The sequence below is a fragment of the Sedimentibacter sp. MB35-C1 genome, assembly GCF_030913635.1.
Classification (GTDB): Bacteria; Bacillota; Clostridia; order Tissierellales; family Sedimentibacteraceae; genus Sedimentibacter.
In genome coordinates this window covers 3,606,502-3,621,605 of the sequence record NZ_CP133188.1, presented here as the reverse complement: position 1 = coordinate 3,621,605, position 15,104 = coordinate 3,606,502, and the positions used below count along the sequence as shown (strand labels likewise).

Below are 15,104 nucleotides of genomic sequence, written 5' to 3'. Positions count from 1 at the left end.
AGAAGAAATTATGGCATCGGTTAAAGAATGTGCTTCTAAATGTGTGCCTATAACTATACAAGGAGCGCGCACTGGGCTTGCCGCTTCTGCGGTTCCCATGGGAGGACATGTTATAAATCTGAGCAGGATGAACAGTGTAATTGGAGCAAGGTACGATAAAAAGCAGGACAGGTTCTTTTTAAGTGTACAGCCAGGTGTTCTTCTTGCCGAAATCAGAAAATACCTGCTTAACAAGTCATTTATAACGACGGATTGGGGCAAGGAATCAAAAGATGCCTTGGAACATATGGCGAAAAAATGAATGGTTTTATTCAACTGACCCTACCGAGGCGTCTGCATCCATAGGCGGTATGGTATCATGCAATGCTTCAGGTGCAAAAAGTTTTGGTGATACGGTTCCCTTTCAAGAGATCATGTGGACAGCCATAAGAGTGGTTCTTGCGAATGGAGATGTTTTAAGCCATGGCAAGAGGGAGAAATATTGTCTCTGAAGGCTGAGGGTTTACCCTTGTAACCGGAGAGCGGGAAAGGAAAATTTCGGGTGAACTTCCGAAATATAAAATGCCTGATGTGAAGAAGAATACTTCAGGATACTGCAACAAGCCTGCCATGGATATGATAGATTTATTTAGAGTAGGCTCTGACGGAACTCTGGGAGTAATAACGGAGATTGAAATTGAGCTAAACAGAACACATAAATCAAAACTGGGGCAAGTTACTATTTTTATGCCGGATGAGGACAAGGCTTTGGATCCGGGTGAGGGCATTGAGAGGGGAAAACTGTTCGACAACATGGAGCCGCTTAACATCAAACCTTCGGCCATCGAATTTTTTCAGCCCATAAGCGCATTGGAAATGCTTAAAGTGCAGCAGAAGACAAACCCGGCTTTTTCCTCTGTGCAAGAGATAAAGGAAGGCTACCATACGGCAGTGTACACAGAAATTGAAGGAGATTCAGACACAGAAATCTGGGCTGGAATTCGAAAAGCTGGGAGATGTTATTGCAAAGCTATGCGGCGATGAGGATGCAACGTGGGTTGCAAATAATCCTGTCAGTCTTGAGAAGCTGCACGCTTTCTCAGGCATGCATGTCCCGAGTGCGTAAATATGCAGATAGATGAAGTGAAAAAGATAGATCCAAATATAAGAAAGCTGGGAACAGATATGTCGGTTCCGGATGATAAACTTAAGGAAGTTATGGAAAATGTACAACGAAGATATAGAAAAGAATAAACTTCATGCTGCTGTTATATTTGGTCATATAGGGAATAATCATCTTCATGTAAACTTAATTCCGGAGAAATATGGACGAGTATAAAAGCGGAAAGGATTCATTCCTGTTGTGGGCTGAAAAAATTTCCGCAATGGGCGGCGCTGTGTCGGCCGAACATGGAGTCGGGAAGTTAAAGGTTCCTTTTCTTCAAAAAATGTACAGCCACAGTGAATTGAATGAAATGCGAAACATAAAGAAAATATTTCAGATCCGAAGCAGTTGTTTTTAATAGAGGAACAATATTTCCTATGAGAAAGAGGAGGGAAACATATGAAAATTATCGTATGCATTAAACAGTGTCCCCGGAACAAAACGAAGTAAAAATGGACCCCTGAAACAAATACTAACTCCATAAGAGAGAACGTTACCGGCACAATAATTAATCCTTTTGACACATATGCCATAGAAGAAGCTGTGAGAATAAAAGAGAAATACGGAGCGGAAGTTTTTCGGAATAAGCATGGGAATTCCCGCTGCGGCTGAAATGATGAGAGAAGCAGTATGCATTAAAAATCGATAAGGCTATGCTTCTTACGGACAGAAAAATTTGCAGGCTCTGATACTCTGGCAACGTCTTATGCTCTCAGCAAAGGTGTGGAAAAAATCGGTGACTATGATTTGATAATCTGCGGAAAGCAGGCAACAGACGGAGATACATGGCGCAGGTAGGGCCAAGCCTTGCAAAATCCTCTAGGGAATCGCACTTATGCAACAAATATCAGCAAAATAATTGAAATAAAAAAAAGATACCATGTGCTGCATGAAAATAACAGATGATGGATATGAAGAAATTGAAATTAAATTACCGGCGCTTATTACAGCTGTCAAAGAGATAAACATGCCGAGACTTCCTTCCATAAAAAGCTACCAAGAAGTCTAAGAAGGCGGAGATAGAAATTGTTACTTTTGGCGACATCGACGCTGATGAAGAGAGAGCAGGATTGAAAGGCTCTCCGACACAGGTAAGAAAGACATTTGTGCCTGTCTATGAAGTGAACAGCGTCGAAATAAATGGCAGTCCCGGGGGAGAAGGCAGAAAAACTGGCCGAGATACTGCTTTCCATAGAAGTTTAAGGACGGTGAAGATAATGGCAAGTATAAGCATCATAAAGGAAAAGTGTGTTGGCTGCAAAAGATGTATAGGAACATGTCCCTTCTGGAGCTATAGAATTAAAGGATAAAAAAGCTGTTATAGGGTCTAAGTGCACCCCTCTGTGGTTCCTGTGTGGAAAGCTGCAAATTTGGAGCAATTTTGAATTTATAAGAGATGAAAGTACAAAAAGGATTTAAGTGCATACGAGGGTATATGGGTTTTTGCTGAGCAGAGATACGGCAAACTAAAACCAGTTGCACTGGAGCTTCTGGGAAAGGCCGAGGAATTGGCAGCGGAATTAAATACTCATGTTACAGCTGTAATACTGGGTGTCAGACATAGGAAGCCTTCCGGGAGAGCTCATTGCATATGGAGCTGATGAAGTTATGATAATGGATGCTCCATGGTTTAAAGATTTCAATGACCACATTTACGGCGAGGTAATGCTTGATCTAGTAAAGAAATACAAGCCTGAAATAGTGCTCATAGGGAGAGCGACATCAAAACGGAAGGTCTCTTGCTCCTCATATTTCGTCGGCGCTTCGTACAGGACTTACTGCCGACTGTACATTATTAGAAATAGATAAAGAAGAAAGGTTGCTTCTCCAGACGAGACCGGCTTTTTGGTGGAAATTTGATGGGCGGACTATAGTGTGCCCCCAATAACCGACCTCAGATGGCCACCGTTCTGCCCCAAGGTTTTTAAACAAAAGGAACCTGACTATGAAAGAAAAGGCAGAATAACATTTTTGGATGTCCCGTCTCCCGTAGAAAGTTTTGTTAAAAAATAAGAGATATTGACAATGACGAGGGGTTAAATCTTTCTAAGATGCAGATATAATCGTAAGCGTAGGAAGAGGAATTAGGAAGCCAGAAAAACATTCATATGGCTCAGGAACTGGCAGATGCTCTGGGAGGTGCGCTGGGATCTTCCAGACCGGTTGTTGATTCAGGGTGGATGCCTTACAGCCAGCAAGTAGGACAGACGGGCAAGACAGTTGCTCCCAAAATATATATAGCCTGGTGGTATATCCGGTGCTATACAGCACCTTGCAGGTCTTGCAGATATAGAAACTATTGTGGCAATAAACAAATGACCCTGATGCACCAATATTTAAAGTCGCAAAATTACAAAATAGTAGGTGATATCAAAGAAATTCTTCCCATACTTACAGAAAAATAAAGGAAACGAAATAAATTTTTGCGAATAGGTATAAAATGCGGCTGCGATAAATTCGCAGCCGCATTTAAAAGTGTATTATGGATATTACATAATTTTGAATAATTTATATTATTCCTCAAAAAGCCATAAAGCTGTTCCATTTGCTCGTATGAAAGCATTCCTACATATCCTTTGTACGGCTTCGCCTTTTTTATTTATGGATATTGTTGTAGGGAAGGAGCGTACGCCGTATGTGCCTGCAACACTCATATCTTCATCCAGAACTACATTAATGTCAAGTCCATTTTCTTCAAGAAAGCCTTGCACAACCTCTTTGATTCTCCAACGTTGACAGTCAGTACCAAAGGTCGTCCTTATGTGCTTCCTGCAATTTTTTGCAAATCTGGCATTTCAATAACGCAAAAATCGCACCATGTTGCCCAGAAGTTCAGTATTACATTTTTATCTCTCAATTCACTTAATTTAACGGTAGTGCCATCCAGCGATTTAAGTTCGAAATCAGGGGCGATTAGTGCAGCACTTTTTTTCTTGTTCAGATTCGGTTTCTTGTCCGCCTATTTCTTCTTCATTGGGGATTTCTTCAATTTGTTTGGTGCAGCCCGTTGCCAGCAAAGCAATCAGTCCAATAATTAGCAGCAATTTTTTTCATAATTTACCTCAGTCTTTTTATTTATTATGCTGATACCCTCATATAAATTGCTCTAAACAATTATTTGATAACCTTTATTAATTGTTTTAGTTATAAATGTTTGAGGATATATGCTTGAAATGTTTTTATATGCCTCTTCAAGGCTCAATTTGTCAGCAAACAACCCGTACACTGCTGATCCGCTTCCTGTCATAAGTGAATTTATTGCTCCTTTTTGTATCATCATTTTTTTTATTTTATTTATTTCAGGATGAAATATTTCAACAACCTTCTCAAGAGAATTGCATGCAGATTGGGCAGTGCTACAGAAGTTGTTTGAATTAATATAATCTAATATTTTACTGTTTTTATGCAAGTTGTAATGGCGTGGTTCAGTATTGCTGTATACAAACTTCGTCGACATTGAGAAATCCGGCTTTACTACTAAAATATTATCCCAAGTAAAATCATTTAACTTAGCAAGCTTTTCGCCTGTACCTTCAGCCTTATAAGTTCCTCCTGTTAGGCAGAATGGAACATCAGATCCTACTTTGAGAGCTACTGCCTGCATTTCAAGTTCAGACATATTCAGATTCCAATAAATATTCAATCCTCTTATGACAGCTGCTGAATTGCCGCTTCCTGCCTGCCAGCCCGGCTTCGGAAGGTATTGTCTTATTAATTTGTATGACTATTCCTGAATTTATATGATATATTTCTTTTATAGCAGCTGCAGCTTTATAGCATGTATTCCTTTCATCAACCGGAATATTCGGAGTGCTGCATTGTATAATAATTTCATCTTTATCGTAATTACTTATTTGAATTTCATCATGCATGTCTATGGACTGCATGATTGTTTTTATAAGGTGATATCCGTTTTGTAGCTTTCCCTCTATATCTAAAAATAAATTTATTTTTCCATAAGAATAAATTTTCATCACTATAACCTCATCAGAATACAAAGTTAGTGTTTATTATATATTAACCAGCAAATTATAACAACTTAAAAATTTTTTTAATTATTTGAAAAACTGTGATTAATTAAAATTTAATTGGGTATATAATAAATACAGCAAATGTTTTATTTAAATTTATCGTTTAGATTATTTCAAATAAACTTTAAAAGACAGATTTTAGTTTATTGGTAAATGTATTGAGAAGTATGATAAAGATAATTATCTGATTTGTTTATGTAAGATTTAAAGTAAGAATGAGATGAGTTAATACTTTTAAACTAAATTTTGACTGAGTTTGAATTGAATGTATTCTCTACAGAATCTAAACGGTAGTAAATAAAACAGGCGTTAATGTATAGATTAACAGAAGAGGTGATTCCCCCAAAAACAGAAATAGATAATCAGAATGAATAGCACCCGATTTTCCAGTGTGTAATTGAAGAAAATCGGGTGCTATTCATTTGTTAAAATAAATTCTTTTTCAGCAGAACAACCCCAACGATTGCGGCTGTAACTACTGATACTCCTAATACGATCCAAAAGCCGAAAGGAGATGTAGCAAATGGTATGTTTGCAACGTTCATTCCAAAAAAACTTGAGAACATTGTTGGAATAGCCATCAATATTGTTATTGATGTTAACAGCTTCATTACAATGTTAAGATTGTTTGAAATAATTGATGCAAATGCATCCATTGTTCCGCTAAGTATTCCACTATATATGTTAGCCATTTCGATGGCCTGCTTGTTCTCGATTATTACATCTTCAAGAAGATCTTCATCCTCAGAGTACTTTTTAATTATGTTGATTCTAAGAATTTTTTCAAGCACCACTTGATTTGCCTTTAGCGCTGTGGTTATATAAACAAGTGATTTCTCAAGATCTAAAAGCTGAATAAGTTCTTTATTTTTCATCGACTGATGCAGCTGTTTTTCAACGTAATTGCTCATTCTGTCGATTTGTCTCAGATAGAGAAGATATCTCTGTGCATTTTTTGTAAAGTATTTGATACAAGAATCGATACTTTTTATAAGTGTAAAATGTTCGTATGCTGTTCTTTTCAAATTGGTCAAGGACAATAGAATTTTTCAGGCATACGGTAATAATGTTTTTTCCAGTTATAATAATTCCAAGAGGCAGCGTTTCATATATTATGTGATCATCAGTTTTTTCCACATAAGGTGTATCCACAAGTATTAAAACCTGATCATTTTCTGTTTCTAAACGTGCAGATTCTTCCTCATCAAGTGCTGCTCTTAAAAAATCTCTGTCTACTGAAAGTTCGTCTTCAATAAAATCCAGTTCTTCGGGTGTCGGATCAACCAGATTGATCCATGCTCCGTCTTCTATTTCTTCCAGTGTGAAAAGAGTGTCGTTAATAGATTTGAATATATCAAGCATTGTTCACCTCAATTTAATAATAGATTTCCTCTATTACCAAATTGATGATAAGTTCAGTAATAGAGAAGTATTAAGTTTATTTTGTGCAATCTGTTTGACCGTAGGGACCTCGTCCATTACATTCACTTCCTTTTTATATGTTTAATTGCCTTAATTATAATAGTCTATTTTCTTATTATTTGCAAGTTAAAAATAAGTAAATTAAAGAAAAAGCACATATTTTTCATTGTTATGGTAAAGATATTAATAAATGAATAAATTTTACCTGATTTTCATTTAATATAGTGTAGAAGGTGATTTTTTGACGGCAAATTCTGTAGCTAGGGTAAAAGGATTGGTAGAAGGATGTGTAGGCCAAAAAGTTAAATTTAAAGTAAGAAAAGGGAAAGCCAGGTCGCATATTAGTGAAGGGGTAATCGCTGACACGTATCCTTCAGTATTTACGGTTCACGTTGATAACAAAGGATTAAGAAGAGTGGTGTCATTTAATTATATTGATATTTTAACTAATTACGTTGAATTTTTCATATGTGATGAAGAGGAAACAAAAATCGTATAATAGTGTAAAAGATGAAACTCGAAAAATAAAGTAAACTTATATTCAATACATAAATTACTTTTTGTATGAATTAAGTTTCGCTTTATTTTTTTTGCCGAATTTGATATACTTCAACTTGAAATCTCTTATGGAGTGTTACAGTGAAAAAATTTTTAAGATTTATAAGTACTCTTTTGTTGATTGCTTTTGTTGTGTATATATACGCCCGATATGTTGAGACTAACCTATTAATGGTCCACTATATAAATGTAAAGGACAGTCGTATCAGTTCAAGCGATAAAGATTTAAAAATACTTCAGTTCTCCGATATGCATATATCGGAATATTTTGATGAAAAAGACATTAAGAAGGTCGCAGAAAAAATAAATGGCGAAAATCCTGACATAGTAGTTTTTACCGGAGATTTATTAGATGAGTACAGCAGCTACGAAGGTAAGGACAATATTGATGGAATAAGCAAAATACTTGGGTCGATCAAGGCTCCTATGGGTAAGTATGCTATTTACGGCAATCACGATTATGGAGGAGGAGCAGAATACGCATATAAAAAATAATGGAGAACAGCGGATTTGTTATATTGAAAAATGAGAAAATTGTTTTGGATGAGTATAATGTTAATATTATAGGAATGGACGACTCAATATTCGGAAAATTTGACAAAGAAATGCTCATAAGCCTGCTGGATGAGGAATGCTATAATGTGGTGCTGAGCCACGAGCCGGATGTGATTGATTATTTGCTGGAATATGAAATAGATTTGTATTTAGCAGGGCACAGCCACGGGTGTCAGGTTAATCTTCCCTTTATCAAATGGCTTCCGCTTCTGGCGAAAAAATACACGGGCGGAATATATACTTTTAATAATTTCAGACAGACCATGGTATATGTGAACACAGGGCTTGGGACATCACAATTACCTCTCAGGCTGATGGCTCCTCCGGAGCTGTCTGTATTTTTGCTGAATAATCAATAAACAAAAGGATTTGTGCACACTTGCACAAATCCTTTATTACATTTAGTCAGGTAATTATTTTACGGGAATCTTAATTGCCTGGTCAGGGAAAATCAGGTGAGGATTAGCTAAGTTGTTGTATTCAGTCAATATTTCCCATGTAGTGTCGTATTTTTCGGCTATTTTCCATAAAACGTCTCCTGAAACAACTATGTATGTTACTTCAGCTGCAGGTTCCGGAACTGTTTCAACGGGAGCAGGCTCCGGTTCGGGAACGGACTCCGGTTCTTCGGGCTCAACGGGTTCAACAGGAGCAGGTTCTTCAGCAACAGTTTCTTTAACAGTTATTCTTCCTGAAACTTCGCTTCCGGCAGTTCCGTTAGTGTTCAGATAATTTGCAAAAATTTCTTCATATGTACCAAATTCAGCTTCCACGTCATATTTTGACAGCATTTCATAACCGTCTCCACCCACTGATATAAAATCATTTATAGCAACAGTATATTCTGCTGTTAAATCAAGAGGGCTGTCACCGATTTTTACATCTATAACTCTCAGACCTGCAGGCTGTTCGGGATCAAACTCAAACGTCAATCCGCTGACATGAAGGAATGCTCCCTGCGGAGACGGATAACCACTTACTGAATGTTCCAGCATTGCCAATAAATCTTCACCGGTTATTTTCTTAATTTGTACTATATTTCCAAACGGGAATAGTTCTGCTATTCTTCCCAGGGTAATGTCGCCTGGTTGAATGTCTACTCTTATTCCTCCGCCGTTAACGAATGCCACATCTGCACCGGACTCTGCTCTTACGGCATCAGCGGATAAATTACCAAGGTTTGTCTCTTGAGCTCTTACATGCTCTCTTATACCGTCAAGATATACATCTGTTTTTGCAACAACCTGATCAAATGTTTCCTTATTTTTGGAATTTATTTCTTCAATAATAGCTGCTAACTCAGGATCAGCTTCAGTGTTTGCAGCAGCTTCAGCCGAAACAAGGCGAGCTGTTTTTTCTATAACTTCGCCGTCCTGAACACTTATATCAACATAGCCAAGATTCTTATCATAATTTCCGGACTGTGCAATCAGTGTATTGTTTACAATCATGCCTTCCTCTAAAAGAGTGTGGCTGTGTCCGTCTATTATTACATCAATTCCATCTACTTCTTGGGCTATTGCCTTGGAAGTAATAACAGAACTTTCATCAAGACCTATGTGTGCAAGAGCTATTATTACATCAGTCTGATCCTTTAATTCTTCAACCATTTCTTTTGAAATTTCAACTGGATCAGCAAATGTCAAACCCTCAACGTTTAACGGGCTGGTTTTATACATGGTTTCCGGAGTGGCTAATCCAAATATTCCTATTTTTACTCCGTCCATTTCTTCAATGGTGTATGGAGTGAAAACTGGTTTTCCTTCTTCATCTAAAACATTGGCACACAGCATGCCGATTCCGGACATATCTCTAAGTTCAAACAATCTTTCTTTTCCATAGTTAAAATCGTGATTGCCGATAGTCATATAATCATACCCTGCGGCTTCTAAAACATTTAAGGCATTTTCACCCTTGCTTATATTAACTATGGGCATTCCGTGGAGAACATCACCGGCATCTAGCACAAGAGTGTTAGGATTTGCTTCTTTGGCCTCTTTAATCAATGCAGCTATTTTAGCAAGGCCCATTACATTATTATAACTGTCTTCTTCAATCCTTCCGTGAATGTCATTAGTGTGGATAATAGTAATAGCAGTAATTCCTGTTTCGTCTGCAAATGCAAAGCTGAAGCTGCTTAGTATTAATAATGCTACTAAGACTAAACTTGTTACTCTTTTTTCATACTTACTTTCCTCCTAATTATATTATTGTTATGCTTTTACTTATTATAATAATAGTTGGAAACATTTTCAAGCACCTAAAAAATATTATACCCATATAAATATAAGAAAAATATCAAAAATGATTGACAAAACTAAACTTTTTCTATAATATGAGTTATAAATAAATATTTACGATGAAGAGAAGCAGTAGAACTTACATGGCAATAGAGAGAAAACTGATTGGTGAAAGGTTTTTGGCCCTCTGTATATCGAACCCGTCTCGGAGTATTTGGGAGTAACAACCCAAAGGGAAATCCCCTTATTTGAATGAGATGCTGCAAATAATTGCAGCAATTAGAGTGGTACCGCGGAAATCCGCCTCTTGATTTAGAGGCGGTTAATTTTTTTTATACCCTAAATCCATTTTTATTATGGATAACTGAGTAGGGTTACTTCAATAAGTTTCTGATTTACGGGAACTATAGTAATTATATTTTAATGCGAGACTGCAATGTGAAAGGAGAAATTATGGCTAAAAAAGAAAAAGATTTTGTAAAAGAAATAACACCAATGGAAGAAGACTTCAGCAGATGGTACACAGATGTTATACTAAAAAATGAATTAGTGGATTATTCACCAGTTAAAGGGTTCATGGTAATAAGGCCTTACGGATATGCTTTGTGGGAAAGAATACAGGAATTTGCCGACGAAAAATTTAAGGCAACAGGTCATAAAAATATGTATTTTCCTCTGTTGATTCCTGAAAGCTTATTGACAAAGGAAAAAGAGCATGTTGAGGGCTTTGCTCCTGAGGTGGCATGGGTTACTCACGGAGGAAGCCAGAAGCTGGGAGAGAGATTGGTTATCAGACCAACATCAGAGACAATCATATGTCATATGTACGCAAAATGGTTGAATTCATACAGGGATTTACCTTACCTTTATAATCAGTGGTGCAGTGTTGTAAGATGGGAAAAAGCCACAAGACCATTCTTAAGAACTTCGGAATTTTTATGGCAGGAAGGACATACACTTCATGAGACAAATGAAGAGGCTCAGGCTGAAACTCTTCAGATGCTTGATATTTACAGACAGGTGGCGGAAGATCTAATGGCTATACCTGTAATTACAGGACAAAAAAGCGAGAAAGAAAAATTTGCAGGTGCACATGCTACCTATACCATGGAAGCATTGATGCATGACGGTCAGGCTCTGCAGGCAGGAACTTCTCACAACCTGGGGCAGCATTTTACAAAAGCATTTGATATTAAATTCCAGGGAAGAAACGGACAGGAAGAGCATCCGTATCATACATCATGGGGAATATCAACAAGGCTTATAGGAGGACTTATAATGGTTCACTCTGACAACAGAGGGCTTGTGCTTCCTCCGAAGATGGCTCCGACTCAAGTTGTAATCATTCCTATTGCAATGAACAAAGAAGGAGTTATGGAAAAAGCAAACAATCTGTATGATTCTTTAAAGGCTGCCGGAATAAGAGTCGAGCTTGATGACAACAAGGAAAACTCAACAGGATGGAAATTTAATCAGTATGAAATGAAGGGATATCCAATTCGTATAGAAATAGGTCCGAGAGATATAGAAAACAATCAGGCAGTTGCTGTGAGAAGAGATAAGCTTGAAAAAGAAACATTGTCGCTTGACAATATTGAGGAAACTATTTCATCAATGCTTGATTCAATGCAGGTAGATATGTTTGAAAAAGCTAAGACTCACAGAGAGACACATACTTATGTAGTTGATGACTACGAACAGTATAAAAAAGATCTTCCAAACCGCCCGGGATTTGCAAAAATGATGTGGTGCGGAGACAGAGAGTGCGAAGACAAATTAAAAGATGAAACAGGCGCTTCGATCAGATGCATCCCGTTTGAGCAGGAGAATTTAGGGTGCAAATGCCACATTTGCGGCAAAGAGGCAAAGCATATGATTTACGTTGCCAGAGCATATTAAAATAGAAATCCGGCAATACAGGCCAACTAGCCACTAATAGGGATGTAGCAAAAGAACATATAAAAACAGATCATAACGACTTAAAGAACGGTCGCAAAGATCTGTTTTTTTATTTGATTTTAATATTTAAAAAGTAAATATTATGATATAATGAAAAAAATGTGATTTAACTAATACTGAGACAAAGTTATATTTTTCTGTATTTTAACTTGGGAGGTAGATAACTATAATGAAAAGCTTAAAGGATATATACAGAGAATTTCTATCACTGTTTAATTTTCCTTATATATCCGAGGAGATTTTAAAAGAATTAAAAGGGCCTATACTGCTTCATATAAGTGATACTCCTGTAGATATCTACGATTATATTTTTAGAATAATTAATATCATAAAGCCTCAATACGTTATACATACAGGAGATATGGCGGATAATATTAAGTTGGGAATTTATAAAAATAAAATTGATTGCTACTCTAGAGGTGTTACAAAGCTCATAGAAGGTTTAGAGAAGAATGAATTTTCAAAAATCTACTATGTGTTGGGTAACCACGATGATTATGAAACTGTAAGCCAACTGACTAAGAGAGGAACAATTCTTGAGGATGGTTTGCTGACAATAGAGGATTGTAAAATTACAGTGGGACACTACTACAAGGAATATTTTTATGAGGCAGATTTTAATCTTTATGGACATACTATTGAACCCGGACATTACAAGAAAAATAAAACGGTCTGTTTAAATGGGGTGTTGAATATAAATATAATTGATTTATCAAATAAAAATGTATTCCATTTAGAGTATCCTGTGGGGACAAATGAGTCAAGAGGCGTTGTATTAAAAAGAATCGGCTTATAAGTGAAAGGGGGCATGTACTATGCTGTTATTTAGGATGGGACCACGATATTTATTTATTAGAACTGAAGATATTGAAGGAACCACAAAGTTTTTAGAGAAAAGCCTTAATGGAGAAGTTATAGGCTTCCAGCAGGGCATGGGCAGGGCATCAGAGAATAGCACTCTTTGTTTTATAACAGGCATTAATTATGAAAAGACCTACATAGAGGATGCAAGAAAAATTGTGCTCATTAATGATGTTGCTTCAGTGATACTATCTACAATTATTAATAGTCGCGGATATAATCTTTTGCAAAAAATTGACATGGGTCCAACATCAATGATTATGCGTATAGCAGGTGATGAAAGCAAGCTAATAGATAGGGTTAAGGATCTATTTGACGGCAAAGAAGTTGATTGGATAGAGGGCATTGGAATGGGAGAAAAGGATGATACTATTCTGGCCTTTACCAAAAAGTCAATTAACGGTCCATTGGTTTCATCAGATATTTTGGATACAAAGATATTAGTCCCACGCCCATCCATAGAGGTTCGTGGAAAATTGCGATTAGAGGGATTGAGACTTATGACCCAAAGCTTAAAAGACAGCCAGTGGTATGAGCTTAGAATTAACATATATGATTCTATGGGCGAGTATCAGAAGCACTATGACAGGCTTATGTTCATACTGTCAAAGCTGGAAATGGGAATGGTTTTAGGAGAAAGCTGGACTAAGGATTATGCAGTGCTTCTATATTCAGTGATGACCTACCAGGTTAGATTATTTACATTTTTTACGCCCCAGGAGGTTAAACGAATTTTGGCGGCATTGGAATATACAATTGATGGCAAAAGGCTGGTAGATTTTGACTTATATCACAAAAATAAAAAAATTTCTTGGCTTGATGTTAGTCCGGCTAATAGAAAAGTAAAAAAAGCTGATGAAGTTAAAGCCTACAGACAAAGCATGTACGAAAAACTTACACCGGAAGATATTAACACTTTAGAGTCAATGGAAGAAGCAATTGTTTCAAGCCATACAAAGGCACCAACACATTCCGGCAGCAGAAGAAGAAAAGTTACCGATTAACGCTAAAGATACATTGTTCAATGCAATAAATAAATTAAGAGATTGTGGGTTAGTCAATTTAATGGCTTAGTCTAAAATCTCTTATTTTTTACATGATTATGACCTTATTTAATCAAAACATAATTATAATTTAAGAGAAATATAATTAATTGACTTTATAATAAAGCAGTGCTATAATTTTTATAGAACTGACCGGTCGGTCGGAAATTGAGGGAGGAAAACTTGAAGAAATTATTGACATTATTATTAATTACTGCATTCGTTTTAGCAGGATGCAGCGGCACAGGCAGCGAGTCTGCAACGGAAGAAGTATCTTATACGGCAGTAGAAGTTGAAACATTAAAGCCGATGGAACTATACATAGAAAATATCATGACAGCTAAAGCATATGCGGACAAAGATGTCTACGTAGTTCCTCTTACAGCGGGAAAAGTTGAAAAAATAAATGTCAGCGTAGGAGACAAAGTTCAAAAGAATCAGGTTCTATTCGTTATGGATAAAGATGATATTAACAAGCAGGTAAATCAGGCATATACCGCATATGAAGCCGCAAAGGCGGGGTATGATGTAAGCGCCGCTCAAATTCAGACGGCAAAGGATTCCTTTGAGAAGATGAAGAAGCTGTACGAAGAAGGCGCAGTAACCGAGACACAGTATGAACAGGCAAAGCTGGCGGCATCGGACGAATCGCTGGAAGCGGCGAGGATGGGAGCGGAGCAGGCAAGAGTAGCATATGAAAATGCAGCATCCATGCTTGAAAATGCGGAAGTAAAAGCTCCGATTTCAGGAGTTATTTCTAATATTAGCATTGTAGAAGGCGAATATGCAACATCAGCCAATCCACCTATAACAATTGTTGATTCCGACAGCATAACAATTGAGTTTGGTGTTCCGGGCAATATGATAAACAAGATAAAAAAAGGTGATGCAGCAACTGTGGAAATAAAAGCTGCCGAGTTTAAACAGGAATCCGTCATAAACAGTGTAAGTTCATCTGCTGATTTAATGACAAACTTGTATAATGTTGATATAATTCTTGACAATAACGGTATGATTAAGCCAGGGATGTTTGCCAAGGTCTACTTAGACACAGACAGAATAGAAAACGCACTTGCAGTTAAGACGGAAGCTGTAAAGGAAAATGGAGACAAAAAATACGTGTTTGTAGCTGAAGATGAAGCTGCGGTTGAGAGAGAAGTTACAACCGGACTTGACACTGGAGTTTATACAGAGATTATATCCGGTTTAAATGAAGGAGATCAAGTAATCGTAAAGGGCCAGGATTATGTAAGCGACGGCAGCAATATAAAGGTTGTAAGGGGTGAATAGT

The 15,104-nt window shown here is 37.0% G+C and carries 20 protein-coding genes, 2 pseudogenes and 1 other annotated feature; of the genes and pseudogenes, 15 read left to right on the top strand and 7 right to left on the bottom strand.

Features of this window, described 5'->3' with window-relative positions; genetic code table 11:
- Positions 1–10 precede the first annotated feature (10 nt).
- From RBQ61_RS17605 to RBQ61_RS17685, 8 genes and pseudogenes are all read left to right on the top strand, one after another.
- The gene (locus tag RBQ61_RS17605) at positions 11–301 is read left to right on the top strand and encodes an FAD-binding protein (protein ID WP_308138507.1); all 291 of its coding nucleotides are present in this window, start codon (positions 11–13) and stop codon (positions 299–301) included.
- Positions 273–491 carry a hypothetical protein gene (locus RBQ61_RS17600; RefSeq protein WP_308138506.1) on the top strand — a complete coding sequence of 73 codons (219 nt, stop codon included), beginning with the start codon at positions 273–275 and terminating at the stop codon, positions 489–491. The genes RBQ61_RS17605 and RBQ61_RS17600 overlap by 29 nt, the downstream gene beginning before the upstream one ends.
- A gap of 70 nt (positions 492–561) precedes the next feature.
- Positions 562–1,023 (top strand): hypothetical protein, encoded by a 462-nt coding sequence (locus RBQ61_RS17595; RefSeq protein ID WP_308138505.1) that lies wholly within the window; start codon positions 562–564, stop codon positions 1,021–1,023.
- An 84-nt stretch (positions 1,024–1,107) separates the two neighbouring features.
- Positions 1,108–1,233 carry a hypothetical protein gene (locus RBQ61_RS17590; RefSeq protein WP_308138504.1) on the top strand — a complete coding sequence of 42 codons (126 nt, stop codon included), beginning with the start codon at positions 1,108–1,110 and terminating at the stop codon, positions 1,231–1,233.
- Positions 1,234–1,304: 71 nt separating this feature from the next.
- Positions 1,305–1,502: an FAD-linked oxidase C-terminal domain-containing protein gene (locus tag RBQ61_RS17585; RefSeq protein ID WP_308138503.1), complete on the top strand. Its 198-nt coding sequence runs from the start codon at positions 1,305–1,307 to the stop codon at positions 1,500–1,502.
- Between the two features lie 287 nt (positions 1,503–1,789).
- On the top strand, positions 1,790–1,942 hold the full coding sequence (locus RBQ61_RS17690) for a hypothetical protein (protein ID WP_374049923.1): 153 nt from the start codon (positions 1,790–1,792) through the stop codon (positions 1,940–1,942).
- Positions 1,943–2,214: 272 nt separating this feature from the next.
- Positions 2,215–2,454 (top strand): 4Fe-4S binding protein, encoded by a 240-nt coding sequence (locus tag RBQ61_RS17580; protein ID WP_308138502.1) that lies wholly within the window; start codon positions 2,215–2,217, stop codon positions 2,452–2,454.
- Positions 2,455–2,577: 123 nt separating this feature from the next.
- A pseudogene (locus tag RBQ61_RS17685) lies at positions 2,578–3,549 on the top strand (electron transfer flavoprotein subunit alpha/FixB family protein).
- Between the two features lie 108 nt (positions 3,550–3,657).
- Here RBQ61_RS17685 and RBQ61_RS17560 read toward each other — a convergent pair.
- The 6 genes and pseudogenes from RBQ61_RS17560 to RBQ61_RS17535 all read right to left on the bottom strand — a co-directional run bounded on the left by RBQ61_RS17560 (position 3,658) and on the right by RBQ61_RS17535 (position 6,537).
- Entirely contained in the window at positions 3,658–3,855 is a 198-nt protein-coding gene (locus RBQ61_RS17560) for a hypothetical protein (protein WP_308138500.1), read from the bottom strand.
- A 47-nt stretch (positions 3,856–3,902) separates the two neighbouring features.
- A complete protein-coding gene (locus tag RBQ61_RS17555) occupies positions 3,903–4,001 on the bottom strand; it encodes a hypothetical protein (protein WP_308138499.1) in 99 nt (32 codons plus the stop codon).
- Positions 4,002–4,047: 46 nt separating this feature from the next.
- Positions 4,048–4,188: a hypothetical protein gene (locus RBQ61_RS17550; protein ID WP_308138498.1), complete on the bottom strand. Its 141-nt coding sequence runs from the start codon at positions 4,186–4,188 to the stop codon at positions 4,048–4,050.
- A gap of 62 nt (positions 4,189–4,250) precedes the next feature.
- On the bottom strand, positions 4,251–4,763 hold the full coding sequence (locus RBQ61_RS17545; protein ID WP_308138497.1) for a 4-(cytidine 5'-diphospho)-2-C-methyl-D-erythritol kinase: 513 nt from the start codon (positions 4,761–4,763) through the stop codon (positions 4,251–4,253).
- Positions 4,756–5,118 (bottom strand): 4-(cytidine 5'-diphospho)-2-C-methyl-D-erythritol kinase, encoded by a 363-nt coding sequence (locus RBQ61_RS17540; RefSeq protein WP_308138496.1) that lies wholly within the window; start codon positions 5,116–5,118, stop codon positions 4,756–4,758. Before RBQ61_RS17540 ends, RBQ61_RS17545 begins: the two co-directional genes overlap by 8 nt.
- A gap of 482 nt (positions 5,119–5,600) precedes the next feature.
- Positions 5,601–6,537: pseudogene (locus tag RBQ61_RS17535) on the bottom strand (magnesium transporter CorA family protein).
- A 301-nt stretch (positions 6,538–6,838) separates the two neighbouring features.
- Here RBQ61_RS17535 and RBQ61_RS17530 point away from each other — a divergent pair.
- The 3 genes from RBQ61_RS17530 (at position 6,839) to RBQ61_RS17520 (ending at position 8,069) form a co-directional block, all read left to right on the top strand.
- Positions 6,839–7,096 carry a Veg family protein gene (locus RBQ61_RS17530; RefSeq protein WP_308138495.1) on the top strand — a complete coding sequence of 86 codons (258 nt, stop codon included), beginning with the start codon at positions 6,839–6,841 and terminating at the stop codon, positions 7,094–7,096.
- A 140-nt stretch (positions 7,097–7,236) separates the two neighbouring features.
- On the top strand, positions 7,237–7,650 hold the full coding sequence (locus RBQ61_RS17525; protein WP_308138494.1) for a metallophosphoesterase: 414 nt from the start codon (positions 7,237–7,239) through the stop codon (positions 7,648–7,650).
- Positions 7,650–8,069 (top strand): hypothetical protein, encoded by a 420-nt coding sequence (locus tag RBQ61_RS17520; RefSeq protein ID WP_308138493.1) that lies wholly within the window; start codon positions 7,650–7,652, stop codon positions 8,067–8,069. Before RBQ61_RS17525 ends, RBQ61_RS17520 begins: the two co-directional genes overlap by 1 nt.
- Before the next feature lie 54 nt (positions 8,070–8,123).
- Here the strand turns inward: RBQ61_RS17520 and RBQ61_RS17515 are convergent, their stop codons facing one another.
- Positions 8,124–9,854 (bottom strand): 5'-nucleotidase C-terminal domain-containing protein, encoded by a 1,731-nt coding sequence (locus RBQ61_RS17515; protein WP_308140150.1) that lies wholly within the window; start codon positions 9,852–9,854, stop codon positions 8,124–8,126.
- Positions 9,855–10,060: 206 nt separating this feature from the next.
- Positions 10,061–10,261 (top strand) — a binding site (T-box leader).
- 142 nt (positions 10,262–10,403) lie between these two features.
- Between RBQ61_RS17515 and proS the strand changes: the two genes are divergently transcribed.
- The 4 genes from proS to RBQ61_RS17495 all read left to right on the top strand — a co-directional run bounded on the left by proS (position 10,404) and on the right by RBQ61_RS17495 (position 15,103).
- Complete coding sequence (proS, locus tag RBQ61_RS17510; RefSeq protein WP_308138492.1) at positions 10,404–11,849, top strand: proline--tRNA ligase; 1,446 nt, start codon at positions 10,404–10,406, stop codon at positions 11,847–11,849.
- 229 nt (positions 11,850–12,078) lie between these two features.
- Positions 12,079–12,705 (top strand): metallophosphoesterase, encoded by a 627-nt coding sequence (locus RBQ61_RS17505; RefSeq protein WP_308138491.1) that lies wholly within the window; start codon positions 12,079–12,081, stop codon positions 12,703–12,705.
- Positions 12,706–12,724: 19 nt separating this feature from the next.
- On the top strand, positions 12,725–13,774 hold the full coding sequence (locus RBQ61_RS17500; protein WP_308138490.1) for a hypothetical protein: 1,050 nt from the start codon (positions 12,725–12,727) through the stop codon (positions 13,772–13,774).
- A 222-nt stretch (positions 13,775–13,996) separates the two neighbouring features.
- The gene (locus RBQ61_RS17495) at positions 13,997–15,103 is read left to right on the top strand and encodes an efflux RND transporter periplasmic adaptor subunit (RefSeq protein WP_308138489.1); all 1,107 of its coding nucleotides are present in this window, start codon (positions 13,997–13,999) and stop codon (positions 15,101–15,103) included.
- Position 15,104: the final 1 nt, after the last annotated feature.

Excerpts from the sequence above, each read along its gene's own strand:
- RBQ61_RS17605 (WP_308138507.1), top strand. The coding sequence starts at position 11 with ATGGCATCGGTTAAAGAATGTGCTTCTAAATGTGTGCCTATAACTATA.
- RBQ61_RS17600 (WP_308138506.1), top strand. The coding sequence starts at position 273 with ATGCCTTGGAACATATGGCGAAAAAATGAATGGTTTTATTCAACTGAC.
- RBQ61_RS17595 (WP_308138505.1), top strand. The coding sequence starts at position 562 with ATGCCTGATGTGAAGAAGAATACTTCAGGATACTGCAACAAGCCTGCC.
- RBQ61_RS17590 (WP_308138504.1), top strand. The coding sequence starts at position 1,108 with ATGCAGATAGATGAAGTGAAAAAGATAGATCCAAATATAAGAAAGCTG.
- RBQ61_RS17585 (WP_308138503.1), top strand. The coding sequence starts at position 1,305 with ATGGACGAGTATAAAAGCGGAAAGGATTCATTCCTGTTGTGGGCTGAA.
- RBQ61_RS17545 (WP_308138497.1), bottom strand. The coding sequence starts at position 4,763 with ATGTCTGAACTTGAAATGCAGGCAGTAGCTCTCAAAGTAGGATCTGAT.
- RBQ61_RS17540 (WP_308138496.1), bottom strand. The coding sequence starts at position 5,118 with ATGAAAATTTATTCTTATGGAAAAATAAATTTATTTTTAGATATAGAG.
- RBQ61_RS17520 (WP_308138493.1), top strand. The coding sequence starts at position 7,650 with ATGGAGAACAGCGGATTTGTTATATTGAAAAATGAGAAAATTGTTTTG.
- proS (WP_308138492.1), top strand. The coding sequence starts at position 10,404 with ATGGCTAAAAAAGAAAAAGATTTTGTAAAAGAAATAACACCAATGGAA.
- RBQ61_RS17505 (WP_308138491.1), top strand. The coding sequence starts at position 12,079 with ATGAAAAGCTTAAAGGATATATACAGAGAATTTCTATCACTGTTTAAT.
- RBQ61_RS17500 (WP_308138490.1), top strand. The coding sequence starts at position 12,725 with ATGCTGTTATTTAGGATGGGACCACGATATTTATTTATTAGAACTGAA.